The 19367-nt window shown below is 62.5% G+C and carries 17 protein-coding genes and 1 pseudogene; 9 read left to right on the top strand and 9 right to left on the bottom strand.

The annotated features are described in order from the left end of the window. Together CR152_RS18495 and CR152_RS18490 are read left to right on the top strand one after the other, a co-directional pair. Positions 1-2262 carry a DUF5682 family protein gene (locus CR152_RS18495; protein WP_099876911.1) on the top strand — a complete coding sequence of 754 codons (2262 nt, stop codon included), beginning with the start codon at positions 1-3 and terminating at the stop codon, positions 2260-2262. Next, positions 2252-3409 carry a VWA domain-containing protein gene (locus CR152_RS18490; RefSeq protein WP_099876908.1) on the top strand — a complete coding sequence of 386 codons (1158 nt, stop codon included), beginning with the start codon at positions 2252-2254 and terminating at the stop codon, positions 3407-3409. The genes CR152_RS18495 and CR152_RS18490 overlap by 11 nt, the downstream gene beginning before the upstream one ends. Positions 3410-3454: 45 nt before the next feature. On the opposite strand, the gene CR152_RS18485 is transcribed toward CR152_RS18490, so the two are convergent. Continuing rightward, entirely contained in the window at positions 3455-4654 is a 1200-nt protein-coding gene (locus CR152_RS18485) for a right-handed parallel beta-helix repeat-containing protein (RefSeq protein WP_229413447.1), read from the bottom strand. 603 nt (positions 4655-5257) lie between these two features. Here CR152_RS18485 and CR152_RS18480 point away from each other — a divergent pair. Then, a pseudogene (locus CR152_RS18480) lies at positions 5258-5989 on the top strand (VWA domain-containing protein); the annotation flags it as partial. A 107-nt stretch (positions 5990-6096) separates the two neighbouring features. On the opposite strand, the gene CR152_RS18475 reads toward CR152_RS18480, so the two are convergent. The 4 genes from CR152_RS18475 to apbC form a co-directional block, all read right to left on the bottom strand. Next, positions 6097-7296 (bottom strand): right-handed parallel beta-helix repeat-containing protein, encoded by a 1200-nt coding sequence (locus CR152_RS18475; RefSeq protein ID WP_229413446.1) that lies wholly within the window; start codon positions 7294-7296, stop codon positions 6097-6099. Between the two features lie 172 nt (positions 7297-7468). After that, the gene (locus CR152_RS18470; protein ID WP_099876905.1) at positions 7469-8245 is read right to left on the bottom strand and encodes a substrate-binding periplasmic protein; all 777 of its coding nucleotides are present in this window, start codon (positions 8243-8245) and stop codon (positions 7469-7471) included. A 58-nt stretch (positions 8246-8303) separates the two neighbouring features. Further along, positions 8304-8651 (bottom strand): DUF4399 domain-containing protein, encoded by a 348-nt coding sequence (locus tag CR152_RS18465; protein ID WP_099882479.1) that lies wholly within the window; start codon positions 8649-8651, stop codon positions 8304-8306. 166 nt (positions 8652-8817) lie between these two features. Further along, positions 8818-9906 (bottom strand): iron-sulfur cluster carrier protein ApbC, encoded by a 1089-nt coding sequence (gene apbC / locus CR152_RS18460; RefSeq protein WP_099876903.1) that lies wholly within the window; start codon positions 9904-9906, stop codon positions 8818-8820. A gap of 173 nt (positions 9907-10079) precedes the next feature. Here apbC and metG point away from each other — a divergent pair, with 173 nt between their 5' ends. From metG to panC, 6 genes are all read left to right on the top strand, one after another. Then, positions 10080-12212, top strand: coding sequence for a methionine--tRNA ligase (gene metG, locus CR152_RS18455; RefSeq protein ID WP_099876900.1), 2133 nt, complete (start codon positions 10080-10082; stop codon positions 12210-12212). A gap of 8 nt (positions 12213-12220) precedes the next feature. Continuing rightward, positions 12221-12700, top strand: a complete 480-nt coding sequence (locus CR152_RS18450) for a GNAT family N-acetyltransferase (RefSeq protein WP_099876898.1) — start codon at positions 12221-12223, stop codon at positions 12698-12700. Between the two features lie 201 nt (positions 12701-12901). Beyond that, positions 12902-14218: an enoyl ACP reductase FabMG family protein gene (locus CR152_RS18445; protein WP_099876895.1), complete on the top strand. Its 1317-nt coding sequence runs from the start codon at positions 12902-12904 to the stop codon at positions 14216-14218. 127 nt (positions 14219-14345) lie between these two features. After that, positions 14346-14555, top strand: coding sequence for a DUF3460 family protein (locus tag CR152_RS18440; protein WP_099876892.1), 210 nt, complete (start codon positions 14346-14348; stop codon positions 14553-14555). A gap of 17 nt (positions 14556-14572) precedes the next feature. After that, entirely contained in the window at positions 14573-15469 is an 897-nt protein-coding gene (locus CR152_RS18435) for a segregation and condensation protein A (RefSeq protein WP_099876889.1), read from the top strand. Between the two features lie 37 nt (positions 15470-15506). Next, positions 15507-16346 carry a pantoate--beta-alanine ligase gene (panC, locus tag CR152_RS18430; protein ID WP_099876886.1) on the top strand — a complete coding sequence of 280 codons (840 nt, stop codon included), beginning with the start codon at positions 15507-15509 and terminating at the stop codon, positions 16344-16346. A gap of 297 nt (positions 16347-16643) precedes the next feature. On the opposite strand, the gene CR152_RS18425 is transcribed toward panC, so the two are convergent. From CR152_RS18425 to CR152_RS18410, 4 genes are all read right to left on the bottom strand, one after another. Continuing rightward, the gene (locus CR152_RS18425) at positions 16644-16970 is read right to left on the bottom strand and encodes a hypothetical protein (protein ID WP_099876884.1); all 327 of its coding nucleotides are present in this window, start codon (positions 16968-16970) and stop codon (positions 16644-16646) included. Between the two features lie 34 nt (positions 16971-17004). Then, positions 17005-17310: a cyclic-phosphate processing receiver domain-containing protein gene (locus CR152_RS18420; RefSeq protein ID WP_099876881.1), complete on the bottom strand. Its 306-nt coding sequence runs from the start codon at positions 17308-17310 to the stop codon at positions 17005-17007. A 31-nt stretch (positions 17311-17341) separates the two neighbouring features. Further along, on the bottom strand, positions 17342-17809 hold the full coding sequence (locus CR152_RS18415; RefSeq protein WP_157778576.1) for an energy transducer TonB: 468 nt from the start codon (positions 17807-17809) through the stop codon (positions 17342-17344). Positions 17810-18095: 286 nt separating this feature from the next. After that, entirely contained in the window at positions 18096-19304 is a 1209-nt protein-coding gene (locus CR152_RS18410; RefSeq protein WP_099876876.1) for an EAL and HDOD domain-containing protein, read from the bottom strand. Between the last annotated feature and the right edge of the window lie 63 nt (positions 19305-19367).

Raw genomic sequence — 19367 nt, 5'->3', positions numbered from 1 at the left:
ATGAGCGTTCATTTATTCGGCATCCGCCACCACGGTCCGGGCTGCGCGCGCAGCCTGGCGCAAGCCTTGCAGGCGCTGCAGCCGGACTGCATCCTGATCGAAGGCCCGCCCGAGGCCGACGACCTGATTGCCTTCGCCGCCGACCCGTCCATCAAGCCGCCGGTCGCGCTGCTGGTCTACGTGCCGGCCACGCCGCAGCGCGCCGTGTTCTACCCCTTCGCCGAGTTCTCGCCGGAGTGGCAGGCCATGCGCTATGCCACCATCAATGGCGTGCCGGTGCGTTTTTGCGACTTGCCGCAGGCGCATCGTCTGGCGGAGGAAGCGGCCGCGCCGGCTGTCGATGAATCCGAAGCTGGGGAATCCGCTTCCGATTCCGACACCGACGAACTGCACGAAGACCCGCTCCAATGGCTGGCCAACGCGGCCGGCTTTTCCGACACCGACACCTGGTGGGACCATCTGGTCGAGCAGCGCGCCGACAGCCTGGACCTGTTCGCCGCCATCGCCGAGATGATGACCACGGTGCGCACCGAGATCGCCGCCCCGCCCAATCTGCGCGAGCAGCAGCGCGAAGCGTGGATGCGCAACGCCATTCGCCTGGCCGAGAAACAGGGCCACCAGCGCATCGCCGTGGTCTGCGGCGCGTATCACGTGCCGGCGCTGGCGACCATGCCGTCCGCCAAGAGCGACAACGATTTGCTCAAGGGTTTGCCCAAGGTCAAGCTGGCCGCGACCTGGACACCGTGGAGCTATGGCCGTCTGGCATTTCGCAGCGGCTACGGCGCCGGCGTCACCGCGCCCGGCTGGTATCACCACATGTGGAGCCACCCGGCCCAGGCCAGCCTGTACTGGCTGACCGATGTCGCCATCCTGCTGCGCAAGCATGACCTGGACGCCTCGTCGGCCAGCATCATCGAAGCGGTGCGCCTGGCCGATACGCTGGCGGCGATGCGCGAGCGGCCGCGTCCGGGCCTGGGGGAGCTGCAGGAAGCGGTGCGTGCCGTGTTCTGCTACGACAGCGACACCCCGCTGCGCCTGATCCACGACGCCCTGCTGATCAACGACCGCCTGGGCGAAGTGCCGGAAAGCGTGCCGACCCTGCCGCTGCCGCAGGACGTGCAAGCCCAGCAAAAGCGCCTGCGCCTGCCGGTCAAGGCCGATCACAGCCAGCTTGAACTCGACCTGCGCCAGCCGGCGCACCTGGAAAAAAGCGTGCTGCTGCACCGCCTGGCACTGCTCGGCGTCGACTGGGGCCGCGCCGAACGCGTCACCGGCAAGACGGGCACCTTCCACGAATGGTGGCGCCTGGCATGGGAGCCGGAATTCGCCATCCGCCTGATCGAAGCGAACGTCTGGGGCGGCAGCGTCGAAGCGGCTGCCACCGGCAAGGCGGTCAGCCAGGCCACCGAGGCGACCACCCTGCCCGAGCTGACCGCGTTGATCGAACAGGTACTTCTGGCCGACTTGCCACGCGCGGTCGATTTGCTGATGCAGCGCATCCAGGAAGTCGGCGCGCTCACGCCGGACGTGGGCTTCATGCTCGCCGCCCTGCCGCCGCTGGCGAGCGTCATGCGCTACGGCAGCGTGCGCGGCACCGATACCAGTGCCATCGGGCAGGTGGTCGACGGCCTCGTCACGCGTGCCTGCATCGCCCTGCCCTTCGGCGTGCTGGGCATGGCCGACGAACCTGCGGCCGAACTGGTCAAGCAACTGATCGCCGCCGACCGCGCCATTCGCCTGATTCAGGAAGAAACGCTGCTGGACGCCTGGTTCGGCGCGCTCGACCAGGTGGCGGGCAATGAACTGTCGCATCCCCTGATCAGCGGCCGCTGCGCCCGCATTTTGTCGGAGCAAGGCCACTGGGACGAAGAACGCACCGCGCGCGCATTGGCCTTGCGCTGTTCGCATGCGAGTGCGCCGCTGGCCAGCGGCAACTGGCTCGAAGGCTTCCTGCAGGGCAGTGCCGCCCTGCTGCTGCACAACGACAGCCTGTGGAGTTTGGTCAACAACTGGATCAACGGACTCGATCCGGAAAGCTTCGTCGAACTGCTGCCGCTGCTGCGGCGCACCTTTGGCGCCTTTGAAGCGCCCGAGCGGCGCCAGCTGAGCGAACGCGCCGGCAGCGCCGGAGGCACGGTGGTTTTCGCCGCGTCCGCAGGCAGCCTGGATGAAGCGCGCGCGCGGCTGGTGCTGCCGGTGCTTGGCTTGATTCTCGGCGTCAGCGCTGCAACCTCAACACCGGAGACCGTTCATGCCCCATGAGCTTACCCCGCAGGAACAAACGCGCCGCTGGCGCATGGTATTGGGCAGCGAACCGAACCAGCCGGAAGTGTCGCTGGGCGCCGATGACCTGGCCATGGACCGGGCGCTGTCGGCCCTGTACAACCCGCCGCCGGGGCGCAATGGCGGGCTGGGCGCGTCGGCGCCGAATGTATCGCGCTGGCTGGGCGACATCCGCCAGTATTTTCCGTCCAGCGTGGTGCAGGTGATGCAGAAAGATGCGCTGGAGCGGCTGGGCCTGGAGCAAATGCTGCTGGAACCGGAAATGCTCAAGGCGGTCGAGCCGGATGTGCATCTTGTCGCCACCCTGCTCAGTCTGAATCGGGTGATGCCGAACAAGACCAAGGAAACGGCGCGCATGGTGGTGCGGCAAGTGGTGGACGAGCTCGAGCGCAGGCTGGCCAGTCCGTTCCGGCAGGCGGTGGCGGGCAGCCTGAACCGTGCCACGCGCAACCGCCGGCCGCGCCATCACGAGATCGACTGGCTGCGTACCATCCGGTCCAATCTGCGCCATTACCAGCCCGAGTACCGGACGATTATTCCGGAAACGCGCATCGGGTTCGGGCGCAAGGGGCAATCGCTGCGCGACATCGTGCTGTGCATCGACCAGAGCGGTTCGATGGCGCCGTCGGTGGTGTACGCCAGCGTGTTCGCGGCGGTGCTGGCCAGCATCAAGGCAGTCAGTACGTCGGTGGTGGTGTTCGATACGGCCGTGATCGACCTGACGCCAATGCTGGCCGATCCAGTTGATGTGCTGTTCGGTACGCAGCTGGGCGGCGGCACCGATATCAATCGGGCGCTGGGTTATTGCCAGGGCTTGATCGAGCGGCCGGCCGATACCATTTTCGTGCTGATCAGCGATTTGTACGAGGGTGGGAATAATGCCGAGATGCGCAGACGAGCCGCGGCGATGGTGGCGGCGGGCGTGCAGGTGATTGTGCTGCTGGCGCTCGATGATAATGGGGCGCCGGGTTATGACCACGCCAATGCGGCGTATTTTGCGGCGCTCGGGGCACCGTGTTTTGCGTGTACGCCCGATTTGTTTCCGGAGCTGATGGCTGCTGCGATCAAGCGCAGCGATGTGGGACAGTGGGCTGCGGAGGCGGGGATTGTGGGGATTAAGCCGTAATCCCCGCCTTGGCGTCTGCGGCGCTGCCGGAGACGCTTGACCCGATTAAGGCGCAGTCGACGTCGACTCATACGCCCCGATATCGAGCGCACCGCTCACCGGCCGTGCGAACGACTTGGCCACATGCTTATACTGCGCCACCGGCTTGAGCACATACCCCGTGGCCGACACCCCGGGAGCGGTCCCCGCATCGACCACCAGCGGCGACGCCGTCGGCCGCAAGTCATACGCCGCGCGGTTCACGAACCCGGGCGCCACCGAGCGGTAATTGGTCTTGGCCACGGTACTGACCTGCGTACTCAAGGTCCCGATCCCCGAAAAGATATTATTCTGCAGCAGGACCGGCTTGGTCACGCCGGAACCGACCATCACAAACACCCCGCGCGCGGTGTCGTCGTTCAGGAACGTGTTGTTGACCACATACAGATCATGTCCGGTATTGCTGGCGCCCTCTTCCCCGTACGCCAGCATGGCCCCGTTCTGGTTGGCGGCCGGCTGCTGGATCACATTCCCGATGACGTACGAGGTGCCGGCATTCGGCAAATCGATCTCGTAGCTCGGCTGGCCGGCTGCGGTCGAACCGGTTTCGCCCGGGCGCAGGCTGGAAAAGCGGTTGTACAGGATATAGTTCGTCTGCGCGCGCGACTTGAGGTTGTGCCCGACATGCGCATCGTGCGAAAAATTGCCACGGAACATTAAACTGCGCACCTTGCCGATATACAGGTTGTGGGTCTGCCCCGTGCCGTAACCGTTGCGCCCGAATTCGGTGCCTTCGATGACGATATCGCTGGCCGCATTCGCGCCGCTGAGAATGCCGTTCTCATTATCGTGAAGAAAGCTGTTGCGCAAGGTGAAGCCCGTGCCTTCCAGCCGCAGTGCCGCGCCATTGAGGTCACGTACCTTGGCGCCGTACATTTCCACGTTATCGATGATCACATTATTGCCGACGACGACCCAGATTGCTTTCCCCATCGAATTCTTTCCTGCGGCATCGATGCGCGGGCGCCCGTTGACGCCCTTGATGATCAGGTTGCTGGCATAAATGCCGCACACGTCGCCGCTGTACACCACCCCACCCTGGATTTCAATCGTGTCGCCCGCCTTAGCGGCGGCAATCGCCAGGCAGGGTCGTGCGTAGGTCTGGCCGGGACCGACCTTCAGCACCGCCGCAGAGGCATTGGCCTGTACACCCATCATCGCTACCGCCGATACGCACGCAGCGCGAACCATGTGTTTCGTTAACATATTCTCTCCTAAAGAATGTGGGCGGTTTGTGGAAATCAATGCAAGGTTTAATAAATATCAATACGCCCTGCGGGAATGGTACCGCATGTGTTCAATATCCAAGGAAGTTTTCGCGTCAAGCAGACGCAGTCGGGACAGAGCCGCCAGGGAACCTGCACGTTGAGGCGCTTGCCGAGCTTGCGCAGTTCGCCGCTGTCGACATAGGCATTGAAGGCGCGGTCGAAGCGCGCGCATGATGTCGTATTCCGGGCGCTAGGGGAAGGCGAAAAAACCACGTTGCAGGGAGATCGTGCGACCCACCGCCGCCATCTTGCCGTCGCGCGCCAGCAGCGGGATGACCGGCTCGGTATTGCGCACGTTGCTGGCTAGCAATTTCCCCGTGCGCCAGCATGGTCAGCGCCGATTCCACCGAGTTGGTCACGCTGACCGACAAGTCCTTGAGCGCGGCATTGAACTAGTCGCCGTAGGCCCAGCCATTGATGATCACGATGCGCTTGCCGCGCAGGGAGGCGTACAGGCCGTCCAAGGCGAACGGGGGGCGCTGCGCGAGAAAGAACACCATCTGGTTCTGGTAAAAAGGACGTTCGGAGAATATGAAGGGAGCGCAGGCTGGCCAGTCGGTTCCGGCCGGCGGGTAGCCTGAACCGCGCCACGCGCAACCGCCGGCCGCGCCATCACGAGATCGACTGGCTGCGTACCATCCGGTCCAATCTGCGCCATTACCAGCCCGAGTACCGGACGATTATTCCGGAAACGCGCATCGGGTTCGGGCGCAAGGGGCAATCGCTGCGCGACATCGTGCTGTGCATCGACCAGAGCGGTTCGATGGCGCCGTCGGTGGTGTACGCCAGCGTGTTCGCGGCGGTGCTGGCAAGTATCAAGGCAGTCAGTACATCGGTGGTGGTGTTCGATACGGCCGTGATCGACCTGACGCCAATGCTGGCCGATCCGGTCGATGTACTGTTCGGTACGCAGCTGGGCGGCGGCACCGATATCAATCGGGCGCTGGGGTATTGCCAGGGCTTGATCGTGCGGCCGGCCGATACCATTTTCGTGCTGATCAGCGATTTGTACGAGGGTGGAAATAATGCCGAGATGCGCAGACGAGCCGCGGCGATGGTGGCGGCGGGCGTGCAGGTGATTGTGCTGCTGGCGCTCGATGATAATGGGGCGCCGGGGTATGACCACGCCAATGCGGCGTATTTTGCGGCGCTCGGGGCACCGTGTTTTGCGTGTACGCCGGATTTGTTTCCGGAGCTGATAGCTGCGGCGATCAAGCGCAGTGATGTGGGACAGTGGGCTGCGGAGGCGGGGATTGTGGAGATTAAGCCGTAGAGTCCGCTGCGGTGGTTCCCGCGCAAATCTATTAGCCGTCGTTCCCGCGCAGGCGGGAACGACGGATCCAAGGGTAACGGTACGGGAACGACGGCGCGAGTTAGCGCTTACGGCGCAATCGACGTCGATTCATACGCCCCGATATCGAGCTGGCTGCTCACAGGCCGGCCGATCCAGAACGCCACGTGCTTGTACTGCGCTACCGGCGTGAGCGAATACCCCGTCGCCGACACGCCAGGATCGGTGCCCGCATTGACCACCAGCGGCGATGGCGTCGGCCGCAGATCGTACGTCGCCCGGTTCACGAACCCCGGTGCGATCGAGCGGTAATTGGTCTTGGCCACCGTGCTGACCTGCGTGCTCAAGGTCCCGATCCCCGAAAAGATATTATTCTGCAGCAGCACCGGCTTGGTCACGCCCGAACCGACCATCACGAACACGCCGCGCGCCGTATCGTCGTTCACAAACGTGTTATTCACCACATACAAATCATGTCCGGTATTGGTGGCGCCCTCTTCCCCATAAGCGAGCATCGCCCCGTTCTGATTGGCGGCCGGCTGCTGGATCACATTGCCGATCACGTAGGACGTACCCGCATTCGGCAGGTCGATCTCGTAACTCGGCTGCCCCGCCGCCGTCGAACCGGTCTCGCCAGGACGCAGGCTGGAAAAACGGTTGTACAGGATATGGTTGGTCTGCGCGCGCGACTTGAGGTTGTGGCCCACGTGCGCATCATGCGAGAAGTTGCGCCGGAACATCAAACTGCGCACCTTGCCGATATACAGATTGTGCGTTTGCCCCGTGCCATACCCGTTGCGACCGAATTCGGTCCCTTCGATGACGATATCGCTGAGCGGATTGGCGCCGCTGAGAATGCCGTTTTCATTGCTGTGAATGAAACTATTGCGCAGGGTGAAGCCAGTACCTTCCAGGCGCAGCGCGGCGCCGTTGCGGTCAGGCACCTTGGAGCCGAACATTTCCACGTTATCGATCAGCACGCTGTTGCCGACGACGACCCAGGTCGCCTTCCCCATCGCATTCTTGCCGGCTGCATCAATGCGCGGACGGCCGTTGACGCCCTGGATCGTCAGATAACTGGCGTAAATGCCGCAAACGTCGCCGCTGTACAACACGCCACCTTGAATCTCGATCCGGTCGCCGTTTTTTGCCGCCGCAATCGCGCGGCACGGGGTGGCGTAGGTCTTGCCCGGGCCAACGCTCAGCACCGCGGCCGAGGCGGCACCCTGCATGCCCAACACCGCTACCGCCGACACGCAAGCAGCACGCACTATGTTTTTCTTCATCATTTTGTCTCCTGGGGGAGCAGGTGGGCGTACAGACGCATCCCTGCGAAAAATCAACTTGGTATATGACCATTGTCAAAGCGTCATCCTGCGTATGGTAACCGCAAGTTGTCGATTCTACGAGGAAGTAATTTGCGCAGTCGCGCCTGAGACACGCCCGGCCGTACCCAGTCGGTCAGGGAACCTGCACGTTGAGGCGCTTGCCGAGCTTGCGCAGTTCGCCGCTGTCGACATAGGCATTGAAGGCGCGGTCGAAGCGGGCACGCATGATGTCGTACTCCGGGCGCTTGGGGAAGGCGAAAAAACCACGTTGCAGGGAGATCGTTCGACCCACCGCCGCCACCTTGCCCTCGAGCGCCAGCAGCGGGATGACCGGCTCGGTATTGCGCACATTGCTGGCAAACAAGTCCACCCGTCCGTGCGCCAGCATGGTCAGCGCCGATTCGACCGAGTTGGTCACGCTCACCGACAAGTCCTTGAGCGCGGTATTGAACTCGTCGCCGTAGGCCCAGCCGTTGATGATCACGATGCGCTTGCCGCGCAGGGAGGCGTAGAGGCCATCCCAGGCGAACGGGGCGGTGCTGCGCGAAAAGAACACCATCTGGTCCTGGTAAAAAGGACGTTCGGAGAAGATGAAGAGCTCAAGCCGTTCGGGCGATTTGTAGGGGCCGACGAGGATGTCGGCCTGCCCCTGCGCCACCATCGACTGCGCGCGCGCCCAGGGATAGAGCTCGAAATGCACGGGCTGGCCCAGTTCGCCGGCAATGGCGCGGATGATCTCGACCGCCATGCCCGAAAATTCGCCATTGGCGCGCTCGTAGACGCGCGCAAAGTGGGCGCCGACGACAAGCAGCTCGCGCGGCGCGGCACCCGCCGGCAGGGCCAACGCCGCGGCCGCGCCCAGCAACAGGGCGCGTCTGGCAACATCCACAGGGGAATCGGAGCGCTTCATGGCGGAAATTGTTTTCTCAATAAAAACAATTGTACTGCCGCCAGCGCTCGCTGGGGAATTACTTGACGGTGACTTTAATCGACTTGCTCATCGGCGTGCCGTAGGACTGATGCGCACCGTTGGCGAACTGCATGGTCAGGGTGTACTCGCCGGGCGGCAGCTTGACGTCGGTTTCGGTCTGACCCTTGCCGAAATGCAAGTGCTTGTCGTCGAAGGGGATCGAATCGCCCTCCTTGATCGCGGCGCCGTTGATAAGCAGGTGATGGTGCCCCGAATTGGCCACCAGCGCGCCGGCCGGCTTGACCTCCATGCCTTCGACGGCGAATTTCACCTTGAACGGGCTTTTGACGGTCGCGCCATCGGCAGGCTCGACGAACGAGACCGATTGGGCCGACGCGGCCGCCATGGCCAGCAGGGATGCGGAGAAGACGACGTGCTTGATAAACGATTTCAAGTGAATTCCTTTGCGGTTGGAAAAGCGACAGTGGGAAATACAAGCCGTTGGCGCAGTGCACGCCAACCCTTGCCTATTTTGCACGTGGGCGCCGCGAAAGCGCCACACGCTTGCCTGCTCAGTCGTTCTTGATGACGATGCTCGGAAACTTGCTGGTCATGTCTTTCGCCTTTTCGGCGATCTTGATGGCCACCTTGCGCGCGATATCCTTGTAGATCTGCGCCACCGGACCGTTGGGCTCGGCCACCACCGTCGGGCGGCCCGAGTCGGTCTGTTCGCGGATCGACATCGTCAGCGGCAAGGCGCCGAGGAATTCCACGCCGAAGTCGGCGCACATTTTCGCGCCGCCGCCGTGGCCGAAAATGGCTTCCGTATGGCCACAGTTCGAGCAGATGTGCGTGCTCATGTTTTCCACCACGCCGAGGATCGGAATGCCGACTTTCTCGAACATTTTCAAGCCCTTGCGGGCGTCGAGCAGGGCGATGTCCTGCGGCGTGGTGACGATCACCGCGCCCGTGACCGGCACTTTTTGCGACAGGGTCAGCTGGATGTCGCCGGTGCCTGGCGGCATGTCGACGATCAGGTAATCGAGGTCGCGCCAGTTGGTTTGCTCCAGCAACTGCTGCAGCGCCTGCGTGACCATCGGGCCGCGCCACACCATCGGCTCGTCCGGATCGATCATGAAGCCGATCGAGGACACTTGCAGGCCGTGGTTTTCCAGCGGCTCCATGGTCTTGCCGTCGGTGGTTTCCGGACGCCCGTTAATCCCCAGCATCATCGGCTGCGACGGACCATAAATGTCCGCGTCCAGCACGCCGACGCTGGCGCCCTCGGCCGCCAGGGCCAAGGCCAGGTTGACCGCCGTGGTCGACTTGCCCACGCCGCCCTTGCCGGACGCCACCGCGATGATGTTCTTCACGTTCGGCATGATCTTCAAGCCGCGCTGCACGGTATGGGAAATGATTTTGGAATACACGTTCGGATTGATCCGGCCCGCGCCCGGCAGCGCCTGCAGGGCGGCCACGATGGCGCTGCGGATGGCGTCGATCTGGCTTTTGGCTGGATAGCCGAGCTCGACGTCAAGCGCGATGTCGTTGCCGTCGAGCTTGATATTCTTGATCGTCTTGGAAGAAACGAAATCTTTCTGGGTGTTCGGATCGATAACCGCCGTCAGTGCATTCTTGACGTCTTCTACTGTGATGCTCATGTAAATCTCCAGGGAATATGATGCCGAAACATGCCGAAGTTTAGCGCAAATCGCCCTGTCAAGCCTTGCCTGAATGGCAAATCCGGGCAAACCCCTGTGCGCAGTCGGGTCATCCGCTGGTAAAATGCTTCTCTGTTTTTCTTGATAAACTTTCCAATAAGCGCATTTCAACCATGACTCGCAAGCTGTTCGTCACCACCGCCCTGCCTTACGCCAACGGCGCCTTTCACATCGGCCACATGATGGAATACATCCAGGCTGATATCTGGGTCCGTTTTCAGCGAATGCAACGCGATGCGGACGGCCAGCGCGAGGTCCATTTCGTCTGCGCCGACGATACCCACGGCACGCCGATCATGATCGCGGCCGAAAAGGAAGGCATCACGCCCCAGGAATTCGTGGCCAAGATCGCGGCCGACCGTCCGCAATACCTGGACGGCTTCCACATTGCCTTCGATAACTGGTACTCGACCGATTCACCCGAGAACGTGGAGCTGTCGCAAGGCATCTATCGCAAGCTGCGCGATACCGGCCTGATCGTCACAAAGACGGTCGACCGCTTCTTCGACCCGGTCAAGGGCATGTTCCTGGCCGACCGCAACATCAAGGGCGAATGCCCGAAATGCGGCGCCAAGGACCAGTACGGCGACAATTGCGAAGTCTGCGGCGCGGCCTACCAGCCGACCGAACTGGTGAACCCGTTTTCGGTGTTCACCGGCTCGACTCCGATTCTGAAGCCATCGGAACAGTATTTCTTCGCCCTGTCGGACCCGCGCTGCTACACCTTCCTCAAGGAATGGCTGAACACGCCTGGCCGTTTGCAGTCGGAAATGGTGAACAAGGTCTCCGAGTGGCTCGGCGACGCCGGCGAAAAACTGGCCGACTGGGATATTTCGCGCGATGCGCCCTACTTCGGCATCCCGATTCCTGATGCGCCGGGCAAGTTTTTCTATGTCTGGCTGGACGCGCCGGTCGGCTATCTGGCGAGCCTGAAAAATTACTGCAGCAAAAAAGGGATGGATTTCGATGCCCTGCTGAACGACCCGGACACCGAGCAAGTCCACTTCATCGGCAAGGATATTGTGTCCTTCCACCTGCTGTTCTGGCCAGCCATGCTCAATTTCGCCGGCCACCCGGTGATCGACAAGCTGAAAGTCAATGTGCACGGCCACCTGACCCTGAACGGTGAAAAGATGGCCAAGTCGCGCGGCACCGGCATTTCGCCGCTGCGCTACCTCGACCTGAAGATGAATCCGGAATGGCTGCGCTACTACATCGCCTTCAAGCTGAACTCGAAGGTCGAAGACCTCGACTTCAACGGCGAGGACTTCATTGCCCGCGTGAATAGCGACCTGATCGGCAAATACGTCAACATCGCCAGCCGCTGCGCCGGTTTCATCGCCAAGAATTTCGAGGGCAAGCTGACCTCCACCCTGTCGCCTCACGCGCAACAGTGGATCGGCCGCGCGCTGACGGTCGACGGCAATGAACGCCAGGCCAGCATCGCCGCCAACTTCGAGAACCGCGAGTTCGGCAAGGCGCTGCGCGAAATCATGGAAATCGCCGACATCACCAACCAGTATGTCGATGAAAACAAGCCGTGGATTTTGGCCAAGGACCCGGAAAAAACCGCGCACCTGCACGATGTCTGCACCACAGCGCTGATCTTGTTCCGCCAGATCACCATCATGCTCTCGCCGGTGCTGCCGCAAATTGCCGCCAAGGTCGCCGAATTCCTGCGCGACGATGCGTTGACCTGGAGCGATACGACGGGCGCCGCCGTGTACGAAACCATGCTCGGCCGCGAAATCGGCGCCTACAGCCACCTGATGACCCGCATCGACGCCAAGATGGTCGAAGCGCTGATCGACAAGCCGGCCGTGGTGGCCGTGCCTGCACCGGCGCCAGCCGTCCCCGCACCGGCCCTGGACGCGCCCGAACGCGGCGATATCGAAGAACTGGCGCCGGAAATCAAGATCGACGACTTCACCAAGATCGACCTGCGCATCGCCAAGATCGTCAACTGCGAACAGGTGGACGGCTCCGACAAGCTGCTGCGCCTGACCCTGGACGTGGGCGAAGGCCGTCTGCGCAACGTGTTCTCCGGCATCAAGTCGGCCTACACGCCCGAGCAGCTGATCGGCAAACTGACCGTGCTGGTGGCCAACCTGGCGCCGCGCAAGATGAAATTCGGCGTCTCCGAAGGCATGGTTCTGTGCGCCTCGGCCGCCGACGAAAAAGCCGATCCCGGCTTATACGTGCTGGAACCATGGCCGGGCGCGCAGCCGGGCATGCGTATTCGCTAAGGACGCCGATGAACCTCGTGGTGCGCCCGGCAGCCGATGAGGATGCCCAACTGATCGCCGACCTGACCCGGGCGTCCTGGGCCGGTACGGTGACGGTGACGTCGAGCGGCCACCGCGAGACCGCCCAGCGCGTGGCCGAACAGCTGCGCGACGGCGGCGCCTTCATCCTGTTGCAGGGCGATACGCCGGTCGGCTCGGTACGCTGGGCGCCGCACGAGTTCGAGCCGGACGTGTGGGAGATCCGGCGCATGGGCGTGCTTCCGCAATGCCGCGGCGGCAACCTGTCGCAGCACCTGCTCGAAGCGGTGATTCACCAGGGCCTGGCCAGCGGCGTGCAGGAACTACGCCTGGCCGTGCGCAACGACCAACCCAAGCTGCTCGACCTGTACGCCGCCTACGAATTCGAGCTGGCCGACGAACTTGAATACTCCCACGCCAACGCGCTCGAACCGCCGCCGCGCGTCATGCGGCGCGTGCTGCGCCATTGAGACGATCACCACCCTAGTCCTTAATCACATGGTTGCCGATATCGGAACGCCGATATCGGGCGCCGAAATCGGACGCCGCAAGCGGGGGGCTATAATGTCGCGCTTGACGAGAAAAACAACATGCCCCGCACCTGCGCCCTCATGGCGCCGGCCGGGGTGGTGGGCCCGGGGCCCGAACCTTCTTACTTTTGAGTGGTATCTATGACCGAATTGACTTCCTTGAGGCACATCCCGCACGCCAACCTGTTTCGCAAGGGCGACGTGTTCGTACTGTTCGGCGAACTGTTCGGCCGCGGCTACGCTAACGGCCTGATCGATGAGGCACGCAAGGCCGGCATGACCATCGTCGGCATCACCGTCGGCCGCCGCGACGACAACAACGCGCTGCGCGCACTCAACGAAGAAGAACTGGCCGAAGCCGAAGCCAAGCTGGGCGGACGCATCATCAACGTGCCGCTGATGGCCGGCTTCGACCTCGACGCGCCTGAAGGCGAACAGAACCCGACCGAAATGCTGGCCGGCCTCACCCTCAAGGGCTGGCAGGACGAAAAGCTGGACTGGGCCGCTGTCGAGCGCTGCCGTGAAGTCGGCGTGCGCCGCTTCGCCGCCTCCGCCGCCCAGGCGATGGCCGAGATCGACAAGCTCATTCCAGACGGCAGCAATGTCTTCTTCGCCCACACCATGGCCGGCGGCATTCCGAAGATCAAGGCGTTCCTGGCCATCGCCAACCGTATCTATAAAGGCCGCGGCGAGCGCTTCATGTCCTCGCGCGAACTGCTCGACAGCGACCTCGGCAAGCTGATTTTGATGAACTTCGACGAAGTCACCGCCAACACCCTGCAACACCTGATTACCGCCAGCGCCGCCATCCGCGATCGCATCACCGCCAAGGGCGGCCAGGTGCGCTACACGGCCTACGGCTACCACGGCAGCGAAATCCTGATCGACGGCAAGTACCAGTGGCAGACCTACACCAACTACACCCAGGGCTACGCCAAGATGCGCCTCGAAAGTGTTGCGCAGGCAGCCTGGGCGCAGGGAGTTAGCGCGACCGTGTTCAACTGCCCGGAAATCCGCACCAACTCGTCGGACATTTTCGCTGGTGTCGAACTGTCGCTGTTCCCCCTGCTCGCCGCGCTCAAGCGCGAAGGCGGCGGCGCCTGGGCCGAGCAGCAATGGGCCACCTGCCAGGAACTGCTGAACGATGGCGTCTCGCTGCAAAGCCTGATCGACCAGATCGAGGCCTATAACAATGACCCGGTCAGCGCCAGTTTCCGCAACTTCGAGGCCTGGCCGATGGACAACACGCCGCCCCTGGCGGAAGTGATGATCGGCACTTCGGACGAAATGACCAAGCTGCACAAGGACCGCAAGGCCCTGATCACCGACCACCTGAGCGCGCTGGTGCTGGAAAGCGCCGGTCCGCTGATGTTCCACGGCGCGGCCGAGAAAATCGCCCCGGTGGTGTGGCTCAATCACGACATCATCGCCAAGCAACTGAACCTGCTGCACCCGTAAGCGCGCGAGCGCAACTGGTCGTCGGCCGCCGTGGCGGCCGACGAATTCCCCCTGCCGCCTTGCTCGCGGTAAAATAGCATTGTCCGCTACCCAAGGCGCTACCCGCGTCGCTACCCGTGTCCATATCATGAAACTGACCAAACAATTCCAGCTGTACGAATCCGACCACACCAAGTTCATCCGCGAACTCAAGGCCAAGAATCCCGAGATGGAAGCTGGTCAGATCGCCGGCCGTGCGCTGCTGTGGGACAAGGCGCCGACTTCCCTGGCCGAGCAGGATAAAACCAAGGAATCGCGCGTCAGCCAACAAGCGTACGTGTACCAGAACAAACTCTGACGTCCAAGGGCGAGACCATGTTGCCAGAAGAGGCGGCGACGGAGGAACTCGCCACCGAGCCAGGTGGCTTGCTGAGCGACGCGCCTGCCGCGCCGGTCGAGCTGCCGGCGGTGCTGGAAACAGCGCCCGAGGTGCCCGCCTTTGCCCGTCTATACGGCGAGCCGCTGCTGCGCATGCCGACCGACCTGTTCATCCCGCCCGACGCGCTCGAGATCTTCCTGGACGCCTTCGAAGGTCCGCTCGACCTGCTGCTGTACCTGATCCGCAAGCAAAACTTCAACATCCTCGACATTCCGATGGCGCAGGTCACCCTGCAATATCTGAAATATGTCGACCAGATCCGCCTGCACAACCTGGAACTGGCCGCCGAATACCTGCTGATGGCCGCCATGCTGATCGAAATCAAGTCGCGCATGCTGCTGCCGCAGCGCGTGGTCGACGACGACCTGCTCGACACCTACGATCCGCGCGCCGACTTGGTGCGGCGCCTGCTCGACTACGAGCAGATCAAGCTGGCCGCCTACGAAATCAACGCCATTCCCCAGCTCGACCGCGACTTCACCCGCCCCGCCCTGTTCGTCGAACAGAGCAACATCCCCAACTGGCCCGATGTCGACCCGGTGGACTTGCAGCGCGCCTGGCTGGACGTGCTCAAGCGCGCCAAGCTGACCCAGCATCACCGCATCAGCCGCCAGGAACTGTCGGTGCGCGAGCACATGACCTCGATTTTGCGGCAACTGCAATCGGCGCGCTTCGTAGAATTCGCCGATTTGTTCCAGGGCCAGGGCGGCGTGCCCATCGTCGTGGTGCACTTCGTGGCCATGCTGGAACTGGCCAAGGAAACCCTGATAGAAATTACCCAGGCCGAGCCGTTCGCGCCGATTTACGTGCGCCTCGCCTACTCCCCGGCGTAAGCCGATTCATTTGATACCCGTTTGAGGAACTGCCCCCATGAAAATCATCTCTTCCGTTGAAGAACTGCGCGACCAGCTCAGCGGCCAGCTGCGCACGGCCTTCGTGCCGACAATGGGCAACCTGCACGAAGGGCATCTGTCGCTGATGCGTCTGGCGCGCAAGCATGGCGACCCGGTGGTGGCCTCGATCTTCGTCAACCGCCTGCAGTTCGGGCCGAACGAAGACTTCGACAAATACCCGCGCACCTTCCAGGCCGACGTCGACAAGCTCGAAAAGGAAGGCGTGTATGTGCTGTTTGCGCCGACCGAGAAGGATTTGTATCCGGAGCCGCAGGAATTCCGCGTCAGCCCGCCGCAAGACCTCGGCAATACGCTGGAAGGCGAATTCCGTCCGGGCTTTTTCACTGGCGTGACCACCATCGTCCTGAAACTGTTTTCGTGCGTGCAACCGAAGGTCGCCGTGTTCGGCAAGAAGGATTACCAGCAGCTGATGATGGTGCGCAACATGAGCCGTCAATTCGCCCTGCCGACGCAGATTATCGCGGCCGAGACCTGGCGTGCCGACGACGGGCTGGCTCTGTCGTCGCGCAATATGTACCTGTCGGAAGCGGAGCGGGCTGAGGCGCCGGCGCTGTACCAGAGTCTGAATGCCGTGGCCAATGAAGTGCGTTCCGGCCACCTGGACATCTTCCAGCTCGAACACAAGGCGATGGAAGACCTTGCGCGGCGCGGCTGGAAGCCGGATTACATCTCCATCCGCAAGCAGAACGACCTGCAGCCGCCGACTGCGGGCGACCTGGCGCAAGGCGCGCCGCTGGTGGTGCTCGCAGCAGCCAAGCTCGGCACCACGCGTCTGATCGACAACCTCGAAATCTGACACCGCCGCGCCACACGCCGACGCCGGAAGGCGAAAAGTTCCGACAACCGGGGTCAGAGCTCTAAATTGAAACACGACCGATTTTTGTTCTTGCCCTGACCGATGTCGGATGCTTTCGTCGACATAACCAGGAATGAACCGCGATTCAGCAACATTATCGCAACATACTCGCACCGGGGTCAGAGCTCTGATTAGAAAGATTTCTAATCAGAGCTCTGACCCCGGTTTTGCTATGACCCCGGTTTTGCTAGAGCTCTGACCCCGGTTTTGCTTACGCCGGTCGCGCGCTTGCAGCCGTCAGAATCTGCCCTTGAACTTGCAGTTGCTGGCGCCCCGTTTGCGCGACTTGCAACGCTGTACGCGCGTCGTGCCTTGCGCGTCGCTGTCGATCTCCACCGCGAACAGCCTGCCATCGACGCAGCGGGCACTCCACAGCGCCGTGTCGCGCTCATCGCTACCTTGATAGATCGCGCGCTTGATGCCGATGCATTTGATGCCCGCATCCGTCACCGCCTCCCCCAGCGCCGCCTTGCGCTTGGTTTGCGTCATCTTTGCCAGCGTCATGTGAACCGGATTGGCGCATGCCGCGCCCGATAACACGGCGATCAGGGCGCCTGCGATCACACGTGAGATCAATTGTTTCCCCACAAAATTTCCTTTATTCAGTGCCAGCATGGCCGGCGTAAGCTTCGATTGTTCTGATTCCCGCTTCCATTTTTTCCCGCGCGGAGGCATTGGCCGAGTGCACCCGCATCGCGGGCGGGCGAAAACCCGCGGTGAATACCTGCTCCTCGATCCACAGCACCACGTCGTAACCGGTGCCGCGCGCGTCATCGCCCAGATCGTGGTCGAGGCTGATGTGCGTCACTTCCCCGCGCGCCAGCAGGGCGATCGCCTCGTCCGGCCAGTACACCCGCACCCAGCCATCGGGCGTGGCTCGCTCATCGTCCAGATAGACCTTCATGCGCAATGGCATTTTAGCAAGATAACCTCCGTCAATGGATCACAAAGTTATATCCCGTCCCCAGCCATTTTCGAATCGGCACGCCAAACATGACGGCGGGCGCAAAGCGGCACTTTAACAGCGCGCCAATGGCGGCCTTGTCCAGCGTCTCGAATCCACTCGATTTCATGATGCGCGGATCGATCACCTGACCGTTCTCCGCAACCTGAAAGGCGATGTTGACCACGCCTTCTTCCCCGTTGCGCAGCGAACCTTTAGGGTATTGCGGCGAGGTGCAGTATCGGAACGGCGACCACGGCGACGGAACAATCCGGGCCGCCACGTCGACAGAGGACGTCTCGTCCGGTGTCTTCGGGGTGTCGTTTGGCGGCGCGGCCGCTTCCTTCGGGGCCGCACCGGCCCCATCCTGGGCCTGCGCACCGGCGCCCGCGGCCAGCAGGCCGACGAGCAGAAGGAGACGTCCGATCCCGATGGGTGAGAGGAATGTGCCGTTCTTCATGTGCATTCGCGGTCGTGAAAGAACCGGGGTCAGACCTTAATGCCGTAAAGTTAAGCCGTTTTCCGACCGCAAACTTCAAAACCGTCATTCCCGCGCGGGAATCCAATTCCGTAGCGCAGTCACAGGCGGCTCGACGAACTTGGATTCCCGCCTGCGCGGGAAGTCATTTCTGCCAATGGCAGGAATGACGGAGCTTAAGTTAACGGCATTAGGGTCAGACCTCCGATTAGAAAGATTTCTAATCGGAGGTCTGACCCCGGTTGGGCAACAAAGGCAAGGCGGATGGTCAGGTGCTGACGTTTTGCGCCCAGGCAAGTGCCGACAGGTGGGCCTTGTTGACGTCGACCGGCGTGATGTTGATCGACTTGGCCAGCGAGGCGACCAGCTGCGAGTTGAGCTCGCACGCTTCGGCCAGCGCCAGGTACGGGCCATACGCCCCGCCACGGGTGAGCAGCGCGCGCACCACTTCGTCCGGCAGCTGGATGGTGTCGAGCACTTCTTTCATCGACAGGCCCAGCAGACGGTCGAGCAGCGAGAACATGCCGGTCATGAACAGGTTTTCGCTCTCGCTGCGCGGCAAGCCTTTGTTGCCGAGCAGCTCGGTCAGGCGGCCGCGCACGACCGCCGTTTCCATCAGCACCGGCGAGTAGCCGCTGGTGCTGGCCGTGGCCAGCAACAGGGTCAGCCAGCGGTACATGGGCGAATAGCCGAGCATGGTGATGGCCTGGCGTAGCGATTGAATTTCGCGCCCGACCCCGAAACCGGCCGAGTTGATGAAGCGCAGCAGCTTGTACGAGAGCGCCGGATCGCGCTTGAGCACGCTTTCGATCTTGGGTATGTCTTCGTTCTTTTGCACCATCTGCATCAGTTGCAGGATGATGGTCTGGGCCGGGTTCATGCCCTTGACGGGCGTGCCGGCGCGCGGCGTCAGGTGCAGCTTGCCGACGAAGGCATCGAGCCCGAGCGCGGCGCAGGCGTCGAAGTCGGCCCAGGTGGTGACCGGACGGCCCACCATGCGCACCGACGATTGCTTGGCGGCCGCATACGTGCGCGCCTGGGACGCCACGTCCGCGCCCGAGAAGCGCACTTCGATGTAGGAAGCGCTCATGCCGAGGTTCTTGCCGAGGTGGGCCAGGTCGCCGTCGCGCACCGAAATGCCGACGCCGCCGGCACGCAAGCCCTGCACCGCCGCCAGGGTGTCCGGGTCGGCCAGGTCGGAAGCCTTCATGGTCAGCACGGTGCGCTCGGGCGGCATGGCGAACAGGGCGTCGGTCGAGAGCATGTTCGGGACCGCGTCGAGGAACAGGACTTTGTCTTTCAACAGCCAGCCGTGCTCGTCGTCATTGACGTTCTCGGCGACGAAGCCGATCAGCGCCTCGAGCTCTTCGTCGGTGACGGGCTGGTCTTCGTGATGCTGCCAGGATAATTCATAACCGATCACGCGCTGCTTGGGATCGAGCAGGGGTTCGCGGACGATAAAGTTTGATTCGTGCATTGTATGGGTCGTTTAGGTGGTGCCATGCGAAAGCGGGGCAATGCGCCCCGCCTGACTCAAAAT

The sequence above is a fragment of the Massilia violaceinigra genome, from assembly GCF_002752675.1.
GTDB classification, from domain to species: Bacteria; Pseudomonadota; Gammaproteobacteria; order Burkholderiales; family Burkholderiaceae_D; genus Telluria_A; species Telluria_A violaceinigra.
The sequence above is the reverse complement of the archived record's forward strand: the minus strand, read 5'-3'. Positions and strand labels throughout refer to the sequence as shown.